This is a genomic window from Neptunitalea chrysea (assembly GCF_027924145.1).
GTDB classification, from domain to species: Bacteria; Bacteroidota; Bacteroidia; order Flavobacteriales; family Flavobacteriaceae; genus Neptunitalea; species Neptunitalea chrysea.
In genome coordinates this window covers 14099-33515 of record NZ_BRVP01000009.1, presented here as the reverse complement: position 1 = coordinate 33515, position 19417 = coordinate 14099, and the positions used below count along the sequence as shown (strand labels likewise).

General features: G+C 35.9%; 15 protein-coding genes. 12 read left to right on the top strand and 3 right to left on the bottom strand.

Annotation, left to right across the window (positions count from 1 at the left end):
- Window positions 1-19: 19 nt before the first annotated feature.
- Window positions 20-3220: an efflux RND transporter permease subunit gene (locus NBRC110019_RS07795; protein WP_281753802.1), complete on the bottom strand. Its 3201-nt coding sequence runs from the start codon at window positions 3218-3220 to the stop codon at window positions 20-22.
- Window positions 3221-3252: 32 nt separating this feature from the next.
- Window positions 3253-4416, bottom strand: coding sequence for an efflux RND transporter periplasmic adaptor subunit (locus NBRC110019_RS07790; protein WP_281753801.1), 1164 nt, complete (start codon window positions 4414-4416; stop codon window positions 3253-3255).
- A gap of 494 nt (window positions 4417-4910) precedes the next feature.
- Between NBRC110019_RS07790 and NBRC110019_RS07785 the strand changes: the two genes are divergently transcribed.
- The 3 genes from NBRC110019_RS07785 to NBRC110019_RS07775 all read left to right on the top strand — a co-directional run bounded on the left by NBRC110019_RS07785 (window position 4911) and on the right by NBRC110019_RS07775 (window position 6368).
- Complete coding sequence (locus tag NBRC110019_RS07785; protein ID WP_281753800.1) at window positions 4911-5117, top strand: hypothetical protein; 207 nt, start codon at window positions 4911-4913, stop codon at window positions 5115-5117.
- 43 nt (window positions 5118-5160) lie between these two features.
- On the top strand, window positions 5161-5562 hold the full coding sequence (locus tag NBRC110019_RS07780) for a hypothetical protein (RefSeq protein WP_281753798.1): 402 nt from the start codon (window positions 5161-5163) through the stop codon (window positions 5560-5562).
- A gap of 203 nt (window positions 5563-5765) precedes the next feature.
- Window positions 5766-6368, top strand: a complete 603-nt coding sequence (locus tag NBRC110019_RS07775; protein WP_281753796.1) for a hypothetical protein — start codon at window positions 5766-5768, stop codon at window positions 6366-6368.
- Here the strand turns inward: NBRC110019_RS07775 and NBRC110019_RS07770 are convergent.
- Window positions 6365-8146, bottom strand: a complete 1782-nt coding sequence (locus NBRC110019_RS07770) for a helix-turn-helix domain-containing protein (RefSeq protein WP_281753795.1) — start codon at window positions 8144-8146, stop codon at window positions 6365-6367. The genes NBRC110019_RS07775 and NBRC110019_RS07770 overlap by 4 nt on opposite strands.
- A 132-nt stretch (window positions 8147-8278) precedes the next feature.
- Between NBRC110019_RS07770 and NBRC110019_RS07765 the strand changes: the two genes are divergently transcribed.
- The 9 genes from NBRC110019_RS07765 to NBRC110019_RS07725 all read left to right on the top strand — a co-directional run bounded on the left by NBRC110019_RS07765 (window position 8279) and on the right by NBRC110019_RS07725 (window position 19390).
- Window positions 8279-9340: a serine hydrolase domain-containing protein gene (locus NBRC110019_RS07765; protein ID WP_281753793.1), complete on the top strand. Its 1062-nt coding sequence runs from the start codon at window positions 8279-8281 to the stop codon at window positions 9338-9340.
- A 37-nt stretch (window positions 9341-9377) separates the two neighbouring features.
- Complete coding sequence (locus NBRC110019_RS07760; protein ID WP_281753792.1) at window positions 9378-9959, top strand: putative outer membrane beta-barrel protein; 582 nt, start codon at window positions 9378-9380, stop codon at window positions 9957-9959.
- 167 nt (window positions 9960-10126) lie between these two features.
- On the top strand, window positions 10127-12118 hold the full coding sequence (locus tag NBRC110019_RS07755) for an alpha/beta fold hydrolase (RefSeq protein WP_281753790.1): 1992 nt from the start codon (window positions 10127-10129) through the stop codon (window positions 12116-12118).
- A gap of 6 nt (window positions 12119-12124) precedes the next feature.
- On the top strand, window positions 12125-12754 hold the full coding sequence (locus NBRC110019_RS07750) for a CatB-related O-acetyltransferase (RefSeq protein ID WP_281753788.1): 630 nt from the start codon (window positions 12125-12127) through the stop codon (window positions 12752-12754).
- A gap of 393 nt (window positions 12755-13147) precedes the next feature.
- Window positions 13148-13735, top strand: coding sequence for a hypothetical protein (locus NBRC110019_RS07745; protein WP_281753786.1), 588 nt, complete (start codon window positions 13148-13150; stop codon window positions 13733-13735).
- A gap of 534 nt (window positions 13736-14269) precedes the next feature.
- Complete coding sequence (locus NBRC110019_RS07740) at window positions 14270-15430, top strand: DUF418 domain-containing protein (protein WP_281753784.1); 1161 nt, start codon at window positions 14270-14272, stop codon at window positions 15428-15430.
- A 357-nt stretch (window positions 15431-15787) separates the two neighbouring features.
- On the top strand, window positions 15788-16270 hold the full coding sequence (locus tag NBRC110019_RS07735; RefSeq protein WP_281753782.1) for a DUF6265 family protein: 483 nt from the start codon (window positions 15788-15790) through the stop codon (window positions 16268-16270).
- Between the two features lie 744 nt (window positions 16271-17014).
- The gene (locus NBRC110019_RS07730; RefSeq protein ID WP_281753780.1) at window positions 17015-17878 is read left to right on the top strand and encodes a sigma-70 family RNA polymerase sigma factor; all 864 of its coding nucleotides are present in this window, start codon (window positions 17015-17017) and stop codon (window positions 17876-17878) included.
- Window positions 17879-18274: 396 nt separating this feature from the next.
- A complete protein-coding gene (locus NBRC110019_RS07725; RefSeq protein WP_281753778.1) occupies window positions 18275-19390 on the top strand; it encodes a DEAD/DEAH box helicase in 1116 nt (371 codons plus the stop codon).
- Window positions 19391-19417: the final 27 nt, after the last annotated feature.

Genomic DNA, 19417 nt, shown 5'->3' with positions numbered 1-19417 from the left:
CTTCCTTTTTCTATCTAAATTACTCTTCTGCTAGTTCTATTACTTCTTCTTTGGATCCAAAACGCTCCAGATTAAACTTGTCATGTAACAGTTGGAATATGTACGCCAATACAGGTATAATGAAAATACCTAGAATAATGCCGCTTAACATACCTCCGGCAGTGCCTATACTTACCGAATGATTCCCCTGAGCTGATGATTCGTGCGCAAACATTAGGGGTATTAACCCTACAGTAAATGCCAACGAGGTCATTATAATTGGGCGTAAACGCAACGAGCTAGCTTCTAAAACGGCTTCTAACGCCGGTAATCCTGATCTTCGTTTTTGTACCACAAATTCTACAATAAGTATGGCGTTTTTGGCCAACAACCCTATGAGCATTATAATACCAATTTGCACATATATGTTATTATCTATACCTGCTAGATTAATGGCTACAAATACCCCGAAGATACCCGCCGGCAACGATAGCATTACAGCTAATGGCAGCAAGAAACTCTCGTATTGCGCAGCTAGTATAAAGTATACCAACAGAATAATAATTACGAATACAATAATGGTATCGCCACCCGAGTTTTTCTCTTCCAAACTCATGCTTGTCCATTCATAGCTTAAACTGGCTGGTAATTTGTCTGCTGCTAGTTCTTCTATCTTACTCATTACATCCCCGGTACTATATCCTTTGGCTGGGGTTACGTTTACCTTTGCTGCATTATACAGGTTGTATCGGTTTACCACCTCTGGTCCGTAGGTTTGTTCCAATCGTACCAAGGTATTGATAGGCACCATTTTCCCTGCGGTGTTCTTTACAAATACGCCGTTAAATGATTCGGGCGATTCGCGGAATTGGATGTCTGACTGCATATACACTCCATACTGACGACTAAAGCGATTAAAGTCTCCTGGTTGCACACGTCCGAAATACGACTGTATAGTAAACATCATATCTTTTACACTAACCCCCATGTTTTTCGCCTTCTCGTAATCGATGTTAAGCTTATACTGCGGAAAATTAGGATTGAACGAGGTAAATGCTGTTTCTATTTCCGGTTGGCTATTCAGGTGATGAATAAACTCGTTAATCATTAATCCAAACTCTCCCAAGTCTCCATCGGCACGGTCTTGTAACATAAACTGCACACCATCAAAATTACCAAACCCTTGTACCGTTGGTCTCGGATACATATTAAACGAGGTTTCGTCTATAGTATCTAGCTTGGTTAACAAGCGTTTGATGACTTCTTGTATATCGTGTACTGCTCCACGTTCTGCTCCGCGTTTTAATTGTACATACCCCATTCCTGAAGACGGACTCTCGGCGTTTACTACAATATTAAAACCAGATACCGTGTTGACTCCTGCTACCGCTTCATCACTTCGTAAAATAGAATCGGCTTTACGCAATGCCATATTGGTACGGTGTAACGATGATCCTTCTGGCATCTTTAATGAAAAGATTAAAAAGTTATCGTCCTCCGTTGGAATAAATGCTTTTGGTGTACTAGTAGATAAAAATACGGTTAAACCAATAAGCACTACTAGCGCCCCTAAACCAACCCATTTTCTTACTAAGAACCATTTTACAATACGTACATACGATTGGGTAAATCGGTAGAAATAAAAATCGAACTTACGGAACCCTTTCTTTCCAGCGGTTTTTCCTTTTTGCCCTAGTTTAGTATTGCTAACCCAAGCAGTAAGTCTTCTTTTGCGCTTCGGATTTTTAGGTGACCCGAAGAACATTTTGGTTAATAGAGGAGTTAATGTAAGTGCATTAATTGCCGATAGTAATACCGCAAAAATAATTGTATAGGCAAACTCACTATAAAACACCCCAACGGGCCCGCTTAAAAACCCTACCGGAATAAACACTGCTGCAATTACAATGGTAATAGACATAATGGCCCCGGTGATCTCGTCCATAGCAACTGATACTGCTTTAGTAGCTACCATTTTATGGTGGGTCATTTTTTCGTGTATGGCCTCCATTACTACAATGGCATCATCTACTACAATACCAATGGCTAATACTAAAGAGAACATACTTAATACATTCATGGATACCCCAATAACCTTTAAGAAAAAGAACGTACCCAATAACGAAACCGGAATTGAGATAGCTGTAATAATGGTAGCTCTAAAATCTTGCAAAAAGATAAATACTACCAAGAATACCAATATAAAAGCCTCTACCAAGGTATGCTTTACCTGCTCCATACTTTCGTCTATCTGATGACGAACACTATAGGTAATTTGGTAATGTATGCCCTCTGGGAAACGTTTCTCCTGCTCTTCTAAAATTTCACGTATTTTTTTATCTATTTCAACCGCATTGGCTCCGTTTTGCTGAACAATATCTATGGTTACCGCAGGCTTTCCGTTCAAACGGTTTTCACTGGTATAGTTAGAGGCTCCAAACTCTATACGAGCCACATCTTTAAGGTGTAAAGTGGTTCCTTCTAAGTTTGATTTTATGACCAGATTTTCATAATCTTCAATCTGGTTTAAACGTCCGCCATGCTTTAGTACAATCTCAAACAACTCATCGGAATTCTCTCCAAACTTACCTGGTGCTGCCTCAAAGTTTTGATCTTTAATCTGATTGTATACATCTCTTGGCGTTAACCCATAGGCAGCCATTTTTTGTGGATTTAACCAGATGCGCATCGCATAATCTCGCTGACGTAAAATACTGGCTTCTGCCAAGCCTTCTACACGTTTCAGTTCACGACGAATGTTAATGCGGGTATAGGCATTTAAAAAGGTTTCATCGTAGGTAGTATCATCACTGTAAATATTTAATGTCATGATACTTCCTTTCATACGTTTGGTTACTGAGATACCCGCTTCCAGAACTTCCGGCGGAATTTTCTCAGTTACGGTAGACACACGGTTTTGAATGTTCACCGCTGCAATATCGGGATCTGTACCGGGCTTAAAGTATACCGTTACTCTACCAGCCCCAGAGTTACTGGCGGTAGAGTTGGCATACGTCATATTCTCGGTACCGTTAATAGCCTCTTCTATTGGTAATAAAACCGACTTAGCAACTGTTTCTGCATTACCTCCAGGATACTTTACTCCTACACTTACACTAGGTGGTGCAATTTCAGGGAAACGCTCTATAGGTAACGAGGTTATACTAGCCGCACCAGCCAACACCAATATTATGGTAATAACCAGTACTAAAACGGGCTTTTTAAGTATTTTCTTAAACATGCCTTTTTTCGGGTTAAGGGTGATTATTGGGCTTAATTAGCATTGGCTACTTTTGCTTGTACAAGTAGCTTTCCTCTATCTACAGGCTGCACTTTTATACCACTTGCCAGCTTATATAAACCAGCGGTAACAATACGTTCTTCAGGAGCTAAGCTTTCTGAACTTACTATGTAGCTATCACCCGAGCGGCCTTGTGTAATAATCTCTCTGCGCTGTGCACAACTATCTTTGTCTAGAACAAATACAAACTTTTTATCTTGTATAAAGGTGGTTGCACTTTGTGGTACCAAAATAGCTTTCGGATAAATTTCTTCCATTAGTATTTTACCGGTGTTTCCTGAACGTAATAACGTATCCGGATTTTGGAATCGGGCACGTAATGTGATCGATCCGGTTGACTTATCTATTTGTCCGGAATTGGCATCGATATGACCAATATGCTCATAGATAGATCCATCGGCTAATACCAATTTTACATCTCTGTTTACACGGCTACTCAGGGTATCGTTCTTAGCACGTTCAAAGGCAAGGTAATCGCCTTCGCTCATAGAAAAATACACATAAATATCGTTTACATTAGATAGTACTGTTAGTGGTTCCGAATCTGTTTTTTTAACCACGTTACCTATCGATTTTGGGATTCTTCCCATAAAACCACTAACAGGTGCTTTTATAGTAGCAAAATTTAAACTAATTCTCATATTAGCCGCCTCGGCTTGTGCTTTTTGCAATGAGCATAATGCTACCTTATAATCGGCCTGAGCAGTTTTAATACGTACCGGAGATAATACTTCATTATCTATTAGCGGCTGCAAGCGCTCTAAATCTGTTTTTGCTTTTTCTAATTTAGCCTTCTCTAAGTTTACATTCGCCATAGCATTTTTGTAATCTTCCATATAAGGCTGACTATTAATTTTAAATAAGGACTGACCTTTTTCTACAAAATCTCCTTCATCTACAAAAATCTCTTCAAGAATTCCATCTACCTGAGGACGAATCTCAACAGTCTCAACTCCTTCAATAGCCCCTAAGTACTGAAACCCTTTGGCTGCACTTTCTTGCTTTACAGTCATTACTGGTAACGGCACACCTTCATCTTTCTTTTCTTCTTCTTTACACCCTACAAAACTTACAGCAAATGCTCCGGCAATAACGAGCGCTCCAAGTTTTTTAAATTTATATAAGTAATTCTTCATCGTAAATTGTATAAAGGGTTACATAGTTATACTAAAGAGTATAGAAATAAGTGTGCCTAATTTTAAAAAGCACCCTTCAACACGCATTAATAACTGAAAAACAATCACTTACATAAAAATACATTTTATTACACACCTTTAAAACATGTGTAATACTTACACAGTGTTTCACAAAAAAGTTGCAGTGGGTAACAATGGCGTAATCGAAAAGATATAGAACAAGCAATATATTTCCTATTTTTGAAAGACAACCAATAGATAAGTCTATGACCAATATCTATTTATTTCTCATAGTAATTTAATAGGAGCTTTTTGCTTTCTACTATCAAGGAAAAGCCCGTAAAACAATAGCAACCAAAAAAGAAGAAGGCTTACCATTTGATGTTCATGTTATAGACCATATACCCATTAAAAACTTATATTTTGTACGTACTGCCACATGGAAATATACGGGAGACCAAATAACTATTGTTTCTGAAAACATGGAATACACCATGAACCATACGGAAGAATTACTTTTTTTAAATGCTACAAGTACTAGTACTTTAAAAGACTTTATAAAGCAACAACACCTTTCTAAAAAGAAAACTGAAATTGCCAAGCAGCTAACCGCCCTTAAAAACTTGAAAGCATATAATCTTATTTCCTATTCGGTACAACCGTTACAAATAGCCTCCAAATTTTTGCCTCCGGTCTCCTGATTGTAACTTCTTTTAAATACTATCTTTATAAAAAATAAAATTGATGTCTGTAACCGATGTATTATTAAACGACCCTGAGATTTCCTTTTTAACAGGAACCTGGGAATGGCGTGAAACTAAATTTGTAGATTCAGCGGCTCCGCTGTTGGTGCATTACAAACGTTTGGCTAACAGCAAACACACCTATCACATACATATTGCGGCCAACGGGGTTATTTTATATCTTAAAGATAACGAGATTTTTAATGAACAGGAAATTATAGAAATACGTAAAATACAAAACATCGAAGCCAACTCCTTATTACTACACGTACTTGAAGATAATGAACCGCGCATTATTGAAATGCAACGGTTGTATTTAGATGATGTAATGAATGTACCTTATGAATTTCCGTATACTAAAAAAGACAATGGTACGTATAATTGGTTTTATAAAGTGAAATGATTTTTTTATACCCCTTTAGAACTTCTATTAGTAGCATTACTTTCTACCCTCTTCTAGTTTGTTTCGTTTGGTATTATTTTTAGAAATGATGAGCTCTTTATAGAACTGTATAAATCTTATATTTTACGTGTTAAAAACTCAAATATTAGTTACTTGAAAAGTATAAATAGGTATATTTAAGGCAAATAAACTTACTAGCTAGAATGACCTCATTCCTATTCACCCCTAAAGAGCTGGAACTAATTAATGAATTACCCCAATCTACTCCATTAAAAATATGGCACGATTACCATAGATATGTTTTAGATTATGGTAGTTATTCCATTCAGCTTTCAAGTGAAGTAAACGAAGCCCCTTCACAAAACGATTTTGACGAAGCCATACGCACCATCATTATAAAGGTTAACGAACCCTTTACACCTACTAACCTCTCCTACCTTATTTCTGAAAACAGTACCATTACGGAAGTAGCCATTATGCAAACCAAATTGTTTTTTACCAATGCTTATAAATATAGCAATGCCCAACCTGAGTTTTCAGGTATTGGTAAAAAACTAACCGATACCCTAGGCGACCATGACGAAATTATTTGTCACCCCGACACAGTGCTATCCGACTACCTAAAAAAAGAACACATACACCTGATTGATGCTGGTTTGCTACTTACAATAAACAACACCTACCTTAAAACCTATACCCAAAACAACGCCTTTGGCTACCCCGATTATTTTTACAGGAAGTTCTTTTTTACCAAAGCCGAACTAACAGAAGAGTTCTCTCTTTATAAAACAATTGAAATGGGTTAGGTTTCTAATATCCCTTTTAACCATACCTTAGGTGTAACACCTTCTACCTTTTTAAAGTAAGTATTAAACACGCTTTTAGAGTTAAATCCGCTTTCATAGGCCAAACCTACTAAGGTTAACGACTTATTCTCTGGTAATGCAGCTATCGATTTAAAATGTTCTAATCTATATCTATTAATAAATTCATTAAAGTTAATCCCTAATACCTCATTAATCATATACGATAACTTATTGGACTGCATATTCAATTCGTTCCCCAATCCTGTTAACGATAGTTGAGTATCTAAATAAGGTTTTTCCTTTTCTATATAAGCAATGAGTACTTGCTTCATAACCGTCAACTCATTGCTATCCATTCTGTTTTTGACACTTACTTCTGGCTCTCCTCTATCCCCTGGTAACAAGTCGATACGTAGTAAATTAGAAACATGTAGCTCATGAAACCCCTCAACACCGTGCAAGTTCTCTAACAGCACTTCTTGGCGGTAATTAATAATTTGCCCCCTACGCTGATCTATATACTTTTTCAACAGTATAAACGCATGTTTTTTGTATCCGGCACTTGCCATAATATATAATTCATAAGGAGCTAATTGCACTTCAGATTTATCGGTATCCATCCATTGTGTTAAGGTATCATCTGTTAATTCCACAGTATCATTTACAGCATGGTATAGAAGCAATTGTAAATCGGCCAACGGATCGTTCATAATAGCACGTTCAAAAGCATCTTTGTCTTTTAACTGTATATAACATAGCACTAAAAGATGTTTGGAAAGCTCTAAATCGGGGCGTACTTCTAACGACTTCTGCACCCATTGCAACGCTTCCTTATAATTGCGTTGATAGTATAAAATATGAGCATAAGTATATAAGTTATTTGCCGATAACGGATCTACCCCCAGCAATTTCTTAGCATATACAGTAGCTTCTTCAAAAAAGCCCAGTGCAATAAACATTTCGGCCATGGCCTCTAACCCATCTATATGATTTTGGTTTACCCCAAGTGTTTGTTGTATATAACCATAAGCTGCCTTAAAATCCCATTCCCCCCAAAAGCTTCGCCCCACAAAAGCCAACGGATATTCAGGCAAACTCGCATCTATTTCTTTGGCAATCATTAAATTACCAATAGCTTTCTCCATCGCCGTTTCATGTTCCATATACCCCCAAATAGCCAATAACCCATAACATTGTAAATTACCATAATACGCTCTGGCAAAGTTCTTATCCTGAGCAATGGCCATATCAAAAAAAGCAATAGCCTTTTTCATAGAATCGGGAGTCCATTGTAACTGCTGATATCTTCCCTTTAAGAATAGCTCGTAAGCAGTAAAACTAGTAGTGGGCTGCTTTACCAAATGTTCCTGAATCTCTAAATGTCCAAAATTCTCACGTATTTGGTTTGCAATAAGCAAACTCACCTCATCTTGTAGCTTAAAAATATCATTTAATTCTCTATCAAAATTCTTAGACCAATAGTGCACCCCTGTTTCTGCATCTATAAGCTGAGCCGTAATACGCACATGGTTTTGTACCATACGTACACTTCCTTCCAAAATATTATGAACTTCTAATTGTTTGCCAATCTTACGAACATCAATATTCTTTCCTTTAAATGCAAAGCTAGACGTACGGGCAATAACCTTGAGTCCTTTTACAGAGTTTAAGGCATTAATAATCTCTTCAGTGATCCCATCACTAAAATAGTCATTATCTGAGCTATTGCTCATATTAACAAAAGGCAGTACTACAATAGACCTGTTGTTTGTATACACGAAAGTTGAGTTTTTGGGTGATGATAATTAAAAAAGTTCGGAATTATAATTCCGAACTTTTTCAAAGTAAATCAAAACTTTTGAGTTCTCAAAATAAATCAAATTTGCATCTATAAAATAAATAAAACTCATATGAAAAAATTAAAAACAATCGGAATAGCTCTTATAACCCTTACAGTATTCTCTTGTTCAAACAGTGATGACACTACCATTACTAACAATATGAATATAGAAACCTTATTGGAAGAAATAAACTTTAATGGGTACGCTATTATTACCAAAAATGGAACAGATGTAGTACGAAAGGGATACGGTTTGGCAAATACAGGTACCGGGCTAGCCCAAGCTGCTACCCTACAATACCGATTAGGATCGGTTAGTAAAACACTTACCGCCGCCGGAATTGTACAATTAAAAAGAGATGGTTTAATTACCGGATTTAACCAAACTATTGCCGACTTTGACCCAGAATTTCCAAATGGAAATCAGATTACCTTAGCGCAGTTGTTATCACATCAATCGGGCATCCCAGATTATCTAAGCTATGTAGAAGACGATGCCTTTAATGGTACCGAATTTACAGCAACTACTCTTTACGAAGTTATTGAAACCATTGTTGCTCAGGAAGGATTACTCTTTACACCAGGCATGCAAAAGCAATACTCCAACTCAAACTACGTGCTTTTAGCCTTGCTAATACAAGAAGTATCAGGCACCGATTATTACCAATACATTACCCAAAATGTATTAACTCCCTTAGGTATGACTTCTACAGAAAAAGGAGCTAATGCCATTAATACCTCGGTACATGCAGAGGGGTATAACCATAGTACCCCAGCAAGTGACTATCCTATAGAAATTACTTTTGGTGCCGGTGATTGGAGCAGTACGCCTAACGATATGGAGCTTTGGGCAGATGCCGCAAAAAACGCATGGTTTACCACTGAAGAAAAGGCACTCATTTTTGCTACCAATGTAGAAGATGGCTACACCGATTATGGCTTGGGGTGGTTTACATCACAAGAAAGTGATACAACCCTCTACTGGCATGGTGGCGATATTAACGGATACTGGAGCATGATTGGCTTTATGCCCAAGTATAACAGTACAATTGTACTATTAAGTAATAACCAAGGGGATGCTTATAGCTCACAACGTAACACAATTTTAGAAGCCTTAATGACTTCTTTTTAACACATATAAATCAAAAAACTTTTAAATCAATTGAAAAATGAAACAATTTATATTTTTTACCATATTGCTTTTATTAGCTATAACAGCTAAATTACATGCACAAGACACTACAGATCAAATGGAACGCAAAGGATTTGTTATTGGGTTAGGTATTAGTGGTGGTGCCATTAGTATTTCTGATACCGAAACAGGCCAAGATTTTGACAAAGGTCAAGGGAGTTTAAGCTTACCAAACATTAAATTGGGGTATATGGTAAACGAGCGTCTTGCGGTGTTGTTAAATACCTCGGGAATGATTTACAGTCAGAATGAGTACGACCGTAGTTTTGAAACTTTTTTACCATCGGTACAATACTGGGTAAAAAACAACCTTTGGATTAGTGGTGGTATTGGCTTAGCTATTGACATGCCTGCGCTTTATGATGTTGAAGACAACCTAAACGACGATTTTAACGCAGGATGCGCAGTAGGATTAAGCGTAGGACACGAAATCTATCAACAAAAAAACTTTGCAATAGATTTACAACTGCAAACTACTGCTGGAAGAACATTCTTTAAAGGAGACGGGCACAGAGATGCAGCAACCATTTCTGTTGGTGTTGGTTTTAACTGGTATTAATCTTTTATCTTAAACGGTAATTAAATTTCTGGTCTTAACTTAGGTTAGGAAGTTGAGATCAGAAATTAAAAAAGGAAGCACTTACCTAGCATTGGATATTTTAAAATGATGCATTAAACAAAATCAGTTTTGTATTATCATAAAACTTTAAAACACGTTGTTTAGTTATGAAGATTACGCTTTACATATATACTTTATTTTTTAGCCTTATGGTGGCGGCACAAACTTCTGCTAAAGCAGTAGACCATATAGAACAAATACGTATTGGAGGTATTTCTCAACAACTAACCGAAAAAGGAACCAATGCAGACTTACCCATACTATTGTATTTACATGGCGGCCCCGGAGCGGCTACCTCAGCGCATCAAGAGCATATTACTAAAGATTTAGAAAAACACTTTATAGTAGTTCATTGGGATCAGCGTGGCTCTAAAAATTCTAAAAACGATACCACTGCTATTTCTTTAAAGGTGATGAAAAAAGATACAGAAGGGGTATTGCACTACTTATTAAACAAGTATCAGCGAGACAAGCTTTATATATTAGGAAACTCATGGGGTACCGTACTTGGTTTTCACCTAAGCGCAACATACCCCGAAAAAATACATGCTTTTTTTGCAGTAAATCCTATTATAGACAACCTGAAAAGCCAACAATTGCTACAACAGAAACTCATAACTCATTATAAACAGCAAAAAAACGAGCAAGCCCTTACCAAACTCGCATCCGTTCACATTCCGTACCAAACCGTAACCGACTTATGTACACAGTACAAGTGGCAAGCCGACTTTGAAGGAAACCCTATACCCGATGAGCATTACAAAGGACTCTGTGCCTATTTTGAAAATTGGGGAAAACTTTACATGCCTTTATACAAAGAGCTGTATGCACATCCTATTAAAACTAAGGTAACGCATTTAGATTGTCCGCTCATTATAATGGCTGGAGAAACAGACAATACAGCTAATTATATGCTAACCAAAGCCTATTTTGACTCGATAGCTGTTTCTGAAAAACTATGGTATCCATTTCAAAAAACAGGCCATAACATACCACAAACACAGGCAGCTAAAATGCAACAAATAGTAATTGCCTATACCGATTCTATAAAAACATTAACCCATCAACATACCAATACAAATACCCAAACCAGAACCAGTGCCATTAGCATATACCTTGAAAATCAACAAACAGGTAACATCCATACTGCAATAAGTACAACAGAAGCAGCGGCTACTTACACTACCCAAACTCCGTTTAAAATTGCCAGTAGCACTAAACTATTTGTAGCAACCATAATACTGCAATTAGCAGAAGAACATAAACTAACGTTAACAGATTCCTTAGCAACCTATATGGCAACCGACTCGCTAATGCTGTTAGAGGGCAAAAACTTAGGGCATACCATTACTCTTAAACAATTACTTAGTCACAAATCGGGACTTGCAGATATTTTTACAGATAAACTAAACCCATTTTTAACCAGTGTGGTTACTAACACCACAAAACAATATAGCCCAGAAGCTATTTTAAAATTGTATTATACATATGGGCTACATAAACAACCCCATTTTACACCCGGTACCGGATTTTACTATTCAGACATCAACTACGTACTATTAGGAATGCTAATAGAACAGATAGAACAAAAGCCCTTAGCTGAATGTATACGCACTCGAATCCTGAGCCCCTTGCACATGCAAAATACGTATTTGCAACATTATGAACCCGCTACTACAACACTCCCATTATTAGACCAGTATATAGGTACTTATAATTTTAAAGATATAAACACCTCTTTTGACTGGGCTGGTGGCGGACTGGTGTCTACCCATCATGATTTAGCTATTTTTATAAAAGCCTTATTTAACGGTAAACTAATTTCACAACAGAGTCTTCAAAAAATGATGGCTACTCAAAAAACCGGAGAAAATAATAGTGAGTACGGACTAGGCATGTATAAAACTATCTATAACCAACATACATTTTATGGGCATTACGGATTTTATGGTAGTTATATTGCCTATGCCCCAGATACTCAAACTGTGGTATCGTATAATGTAAATCAGGCAGAGACTCCATTTAATAAGTTTGTCTTACTTAACCAGCTTATTTGTATTTTTGAAAATCACTCCTTCCATAAAAAAACCGATAACTAAATAACCATGACAGGACCTGATAAAAATACCCCATTTCCGTTAAACGGATATAACAACTTATGTTTTTTAAAAAACATTGTTACCAACCCTAACATTATAGTAGGCAACTATACCTACTATGATGACTTTGATGATGTTTACAATTTTGAGAAAAATGTAAAATACCATTTCGACTTTATAGGCGATAAATTGATTATAGGGAAATTTTGCCAAATTGCCTCAGGAGCCAAGTTTATTATGAACGGGGGTAATCACTTAACCGAGTCTTTTTCTGCCTTTCCGTTTGCTATTTTTGGTAACGGTTGGCAAAAAGCCATGGACGGTAAAACCTACCCTACTAAAGGAAATACTATTATTGGTAACGATGTATGGATTGGCCATAATGCCACTATAATGCCGGGTGTTACTATTGGTGATGGTGCCATTATTGCTACCAATGCCACGGTAACAAAAGATGTAGCACCCTATACCATTGTGGGTGGTAACCCTGCGAAAGAAGTTAAAAAACGCTTTAGCAACGAGGTAATAGAACTCTTATTACAAGTAGAATGGTGGAACTGGGATGTAGCAAAAATTACTAAAAATTTACACACGTTAACCTCGGCTAACTTTGATGAATTGAAAAAAATAGTGTAGTTGTTTTTTATAAGTACGTCAATAAAAGTAGCACTCCGAAAAAATAATCAATCGCGTATGAATATCATGGTAGACAAATCTGACGGGAAAGTAGTCTTTAGAACAATAGGACTCTATCTGGAGGTTAAAAAAGAAGTAGAATAGTCTAAAAAATAGAGGTGCTCTCTACTATAGAAAACACCTCTTCCATTTATAAAAAAATTAATAGCGATTGTTGGTTATTGAGGTAAAATTACGCGGTTTTTTAATAAAACAAATACCCTTTTGTTGGTATTTTTCCCTGTACCAGAACTGTACTTTTTAAACCTATCAACAAAATTTAACTTTTTTAAAGTAGTCCAATTACATATATTTTACGATATTCCCACTTTTAAAACAATTAATTTAGAACCAATGAGTATTAAAAAATACGTTTTTGCATTTTTATTTGTTGCCATCAGTTTTACTGGTAACGCACAAGAGTATAAAAAAGAAATTAAGACAGGATTCTCTGAATATCTTACAGCACTTACGAACAAAGATTTTAGAAAAGCGACCGACTATATGATGCCGGAGATTTTTACCCTTGTACCAAAAGAGCAATTAATTGCTTTAATGGAACAAATGCTTAACAACCCTACTATCACTATAGAGCAAAAAAACCCACAAATTAAAGATGTGGGCGATGCTAAGGAAATAGAGGGAAAATATTATTCTCATGTAACTTATAGTGTTACTATTAGAATTAAATTTAATGCGCAAGGTGAAGAAACACCTGAAGAAAAAGCGAATCGTATTGAAATGATGAAAACCAACTTATCGACTGCCATGGGTGCTGAAAATATAACCTACGATGAGGAAACAGAATTTTTTGAAGTTTTTGCTGAAAGAGATGGCTATGCAGTTTCTGCAGATGGTAAAACCAACTGGAAGTTTATTGCCATTGAAAAAGGACAAGAAGCAATATTAGCTCAAATTTTACCAGCTGAGTTATTGAATTAGTAAACCACTTCGAGGCAAATACACGGAGCATTTAATCTCAATTATTGAGTAAATAAAATTACTCACCAAAAATATACAAAACACCAGTGCCTTTAGGTACTGGTGTTTTATTTTTTATATACCTCAGAAAGTCATAACATTTAGTGCCATTTTGATACCTAAAACCAAAAAGAATGAAATGAAAAAACGTTCCTTATAGTAGCTAAAATGTTTACCGACACCACGCAAACCATTGTTTTTTCAGACTGTAATAATAGAAAACTTACTCGCGGAGAACTTGCCATTATTGTAGAGGGAATGCCCTATACACTACTTACAGGGGTTCAAAATTACACGCTGGATTTTTGTCCCATAATTCGACCTTAATAGAATATTATTTCCCGTGGATAGAAAAAGACGGGGTGCTGCATTTACAGAAGAGTATATTCAACGGTAAAAATTAATTATACCCCCACAATTTTCCTATCTTTATCGTACCCTATAAAACCAAATTGAATTAAGGTTCAGATTTTATTATTGTTTAAAAAACACATTATGGGTAAACGACTTCATGTAATTGATGCATTACGAGGTTTCGCTATTATTTCTATTATGCTACTGCATAACATTGAGCATTTTGACATGTATTATACCGCAGAAAATATTCCTGAATGGATGGTTCCGATTGATCAGGTGATATGGCATATTCTCTTTTTCATGTTTAGCGGTAAATCATTTGCTATTTTTGCTTTACTTTTTGGTCTCACCTTTTACATACAGTTTGAAAACCAACGGATAAAAGGAAACGATTTTCGTCTGCGTTTTGCCTGGCGAATGTTGCTACTTCTCTTGTTCGGAGTGATTAACTCCGCTTTCTTTCAGGGCGATATCCTTACTATTTATGCTGTTGTTGGGTTGTTTATGATTCCGCTTGCTAACCTAAAAAACAGTGTTTTATTAGTTATTGCTTCCCTATTACTGCTACAGCCTTTGCAACTTATACAAATATACCACGCTATACAGCATCCCAACATAATACTCCCCAACCCTACCTCATGGACCTACTTTGGTAACATGGGTACGTATATACAATCGGATTCGTTATTAGATACCCTATATGGTAACCTAACAAATGGACGCAAAGCAGTATTACTTTGGAACTATGAGAATGGTCGTTATTTTCAAATTCTAGCCTTATTCATACTAGGATATATATTAGGACGTAAAAAGCTTTTTGAATGGAATGAAACCACTAAAAAATTCTGGAGAAAAACGGCCTTCGCCTCTTTGGTACTGTATGTACTATTTTACGTACTAAATACCAATTTGGAAACACTTACCTCCTCTAAAGCTATTAGCGCAACGGTACTTGTTATTACCAGCTCGTTTATGAATCTATCATTTATGCTTTTATTGGTAGCTGGTTTTATTTTATTGTTTTATACCTCGTGGGCTCACAAAGCCTTACAAGCCATTGCACCTGTGGGTAAAATGAGCTTAAGCAATTATGTTTTTCAGTCTATAGTGGGGTCGGTAATCTACTACGGTTTTGGTATAGGGCTGTATAAATACACCGGAGCCACCTATAGTTTTATTATTGGCTTGTTGTTAGCTGCTATCTTTATTGTACTGTGTACATGGTGGAACAAATACCATAAACATGGTCCATTAGAAGGTATTTGGCATAAACTCACGTGGATAAAGTTCAAGAGTTAGAGATGCATTTTATATAGCCTAGCATTATTCAACCTTCAGGAGGGGGTTGTTTAGGTTGGACTCTAGCCGAAGCTAACGAAAGTGATACCAACTGGATAGCCATCGATAAAAGAATTGCCGTCTCTTGTAGGACTACCCAAGCGGAAATAGCAAGTAGCTACACCTATCAACTATTTTTATAGTAAATGGTAATGTATAGGCATTGCAACACAATAATAAACATGAGTACTTTACTTACGGGTGTTACTTAATAAAAGATATCAAGCAAAGGCATTTACCTTCATAAAGAACAATTGTAAAATAAATTGGTGTTACTATTAGATATTTTCCATACTTTCATACCTTATTTTAATAACCATGAAAACAATCCGTTACTTTGTTTATACCTTAGTAGGTTTACTACTAATTATTAGCTGCGCCAAAGCTACGCCTTCACTACTAAATAAAGTAACATGGCTTAAGGGCACATGGAAATATAACTATTTTGAAAGACCTGTTTTTGAAGAATGGAACCACACAAGTGATACGTTATTTACAGGAAAAAGTTATATGATTAACGAGCAGGAGGATACACTAGTATTGGAGAGTGTACAACTTATTGAAAAAAACGATCGGCTTAATTGTATTATTATTGTACCTACTCAAAATAACAACCTGCCTATTACATTTGTATCTACCACAATTACAGACACCAGTGTTATTTTTGAGAATCCAAAACACGATTTCCCTCAGGTAATCGCCTATAAAAAACTATCAGCCGATTCTTTACAAGCAACCATATCGGGAATAGCAAACAATGAAAAACGTGAAATAGAATTTTCGATGAAACGAGTTAAGTAATTCCTTTTTTGAATAGAAATGAACATCTTGTACTTTTACTAGTGTATATAAAAATACAACTACCAAACGAGTAGTATTTTTCAGTTTTGTATGGTTGACCATGGTTGTTTTTAACAACCTTAAGTACTACCACCTTTTTACTGAAAAGTTTGTTTAAGAACATTTATACCCCCATGTACTTCTTACTAACATGGGTTACCCTTACTGTTACAAGCATGCATATAAACTATCGGAAAATTAAAAATTAAACTACTTCGGGGTATTTAGTAAGCATTGCATTTCTATTTCAAGACAAGTCTCGGAGCATTTAATCTCAATTATTGAGTAACCGAAACCATAGATTACTCTCCATTTTAAAATTGGACGAAATACCTTGTCCTTTTCTATTGTGTTTCTATCGCCTTTATAATTCTTTACCATGCATCTAAAACTACCTCTGTTACCATTTTAAGGGTGATTAACAACCCCCACCTATTCTAAACTGCACAGAAAGGAATAGGTTAATTATTTAAAAATAATAGGTTTATCAGTTTATTAAAACTATATTTATCAAAATCCATTTCAGGTAGATTTATTTGTATTCATAGATTCGTATAAATTCAATACATCTACTCCTTTCATTTTCACTATTCCTTTAATTACCTCACAAGGAAGTTATCTCAATAGCGAATGTGTTATCTGAAACTCACATTCAACGTATTTACAGTCCAAAAAGGAGTTTATTAACCTTATTACAACAAATCAATGAGACAATTAACGATTACTAGACAGATAACGAACCGAAAAGATCATTGTTTAGATAAATACCTACAAGATATTAATAGGATACCTATGATATCTGCTGAAACAGAGGCCGAGCTAACTCAAAAAATAAAACAAGGAGATCAAAAAGCACTAAACTTACTTATAGAATCTAACCTACGGTTTGTAGTCTCTGTAGCTAAACAATACCAACATAAAGGACTAACACTATCCGATTTAATCAACGAAGGGAATTTGGGCTTAATGAAAGCCGCCATGCGCTTTGATGAAACAAGAGGGTTTAAATTTATCTCGTATGCCGTATGGTGGATACGACAAGGCATTGCTCAAGCCATTACAGACAACTCGCGTATTGTAAGATTGCCCCTTAATAAAATAAGTATTATTGGCAAAATAAATAGAGCATCGTTAAAGTTACAACAACAATTACAACGAAAACCCTCGGTAGAAGAACTCGCTCAGTTTTTAAATATCTCTGAAAAGGAGATAGAAAACTGTTTGCAAAATTCAGAACGAAATCTTTCATTAGACATGCCTTTTAATGATGGTGAACCCAGCACCCTTTATACAACAATTGCATGCAAAGACTCACCCAACCCCGAAGGTAATATGCTTAAAGCATCTCTTACAATAGATATAAATCGTATTCTGAAAATACTATCCGATCGCGAAAAACAAGTTATTGTCTTACTGTTTGGATTGCAACATACTGCCCCACAAAATCTAGAAGAAATAGGCGAAACATTACAACTTACTCGAGAACGAGTTAGACAAATAAAAGTACGTGCTATATCCAAATTACAAGGGTCTAATATATCGTTAGATCTTATAAAATACCTAGGATAAAATTAAATTACAACTATACAAAATACTATATAACAACCCCTTACAAATTTTTTTTAAAAAATAAATATAAAACTGTGTAGATATTTGGTTTATTTACAATACCTTTGCTTCATAATTGATTTACAGGCTTCTGCCTTGCTTTTTCTGACACAGTTTTATTTTACACCCTATTATATCACCTTCAGTTTTTGCTTTTCCAGTTGCCAAATTATAACCAATTAGTATATATATTGGCGATAGCTATGCTATAACACTTATGGTGTTTCGTTTTTTTATTAATAAAATTACTACCGGTTAAACGGTACTGCTTTCTCTTCAGAATATACATGAATTACAATTGAAAGAAGACCAATAAAGTGCTTCTATAAGTCCGGTTGTTCCGGTTAAAAAACATGTATGAATTTCAACGAATTAAAATTATCAGGATCTATTTTAAAAGCCATCTCTAAAGCGGGGTATACTACTGCAACCAGCATACAGAGTGAGGCTATTCCTAGAATTATAGAGGGGAGAGATGTACTAGCTTGTGCACAAACAGGTACAGGTAAAACCGCAGCTTTCGCCATACCTATTTTACAACAGCTACAACAAAACCCTTCTCGTAAAAAAGCAATTAGAGTTTTAGTAGTTACTCCTACCAGAGAACTAGCAGTACAAATACATAAAAATTTTAATGCCTATAGTGCATTTTTACCTATAACCTCACAAGTTATTGTTGGGGGAGTATCACAACAAAAGCAAATTATTGGCCTAAAGAAAAGAACAGATATTGTAATAGCTACCCCTGGACGGTTACTAGACTTGGTAAATACCAAACATATTAACCTATCGTACATAGAAACATTGGTACTAGATGAAGCAGATACGATGCTAGACATGGGCTTTATAAATGATATTAAAAAAATACTGTCGCTGTTACCTAAAAAGAAACAAATCTTATTCTTTTCGGCAACATTACCTAAAGCCATTCGTAAATTCGCGTTAAATATTTTATATCAACCTGAAGAAATAGTGGTAGCTCCTGTATCTTCTACCGCACATACTGTAGAACAATCAGTATGTTTTACACCAAAACAGGAAAAAAGAGAGGTGTTGGTTTCCTTATTAAAAAATAACAAATCATCACGTTCCCTTATTTTTACCAGAACCAAACGAGGTGCAGATAAATTGGTGAAGCATTTGGACAAAACCGGAATAAAAGCAGCAGCTATTCATGGTAACAAGTCTCAAAACGCACGCCAAAAAGCACTAAACGATTTTAAAGATAGTAGAATTGCCATTTTGGTAGCTACAGATATAGCCTCAAGAGGTATTGACATTGCTGGCTTGCCACAAGTAATTAATTACGAATTACCAAACGTACCCGAAACGTATGTACACCGAATTGGACGTACAGGGCGTGCAGGAAAACCAGGGCATGCAATATCATTATGCGATACCGATGAAAGGACCTACCTAAAAACCATTGAAAACCTCATTGGTTTTAGTATCCCCAGACATCAGGCAAAATAACATGAAACGGATTATTAACTAATTATA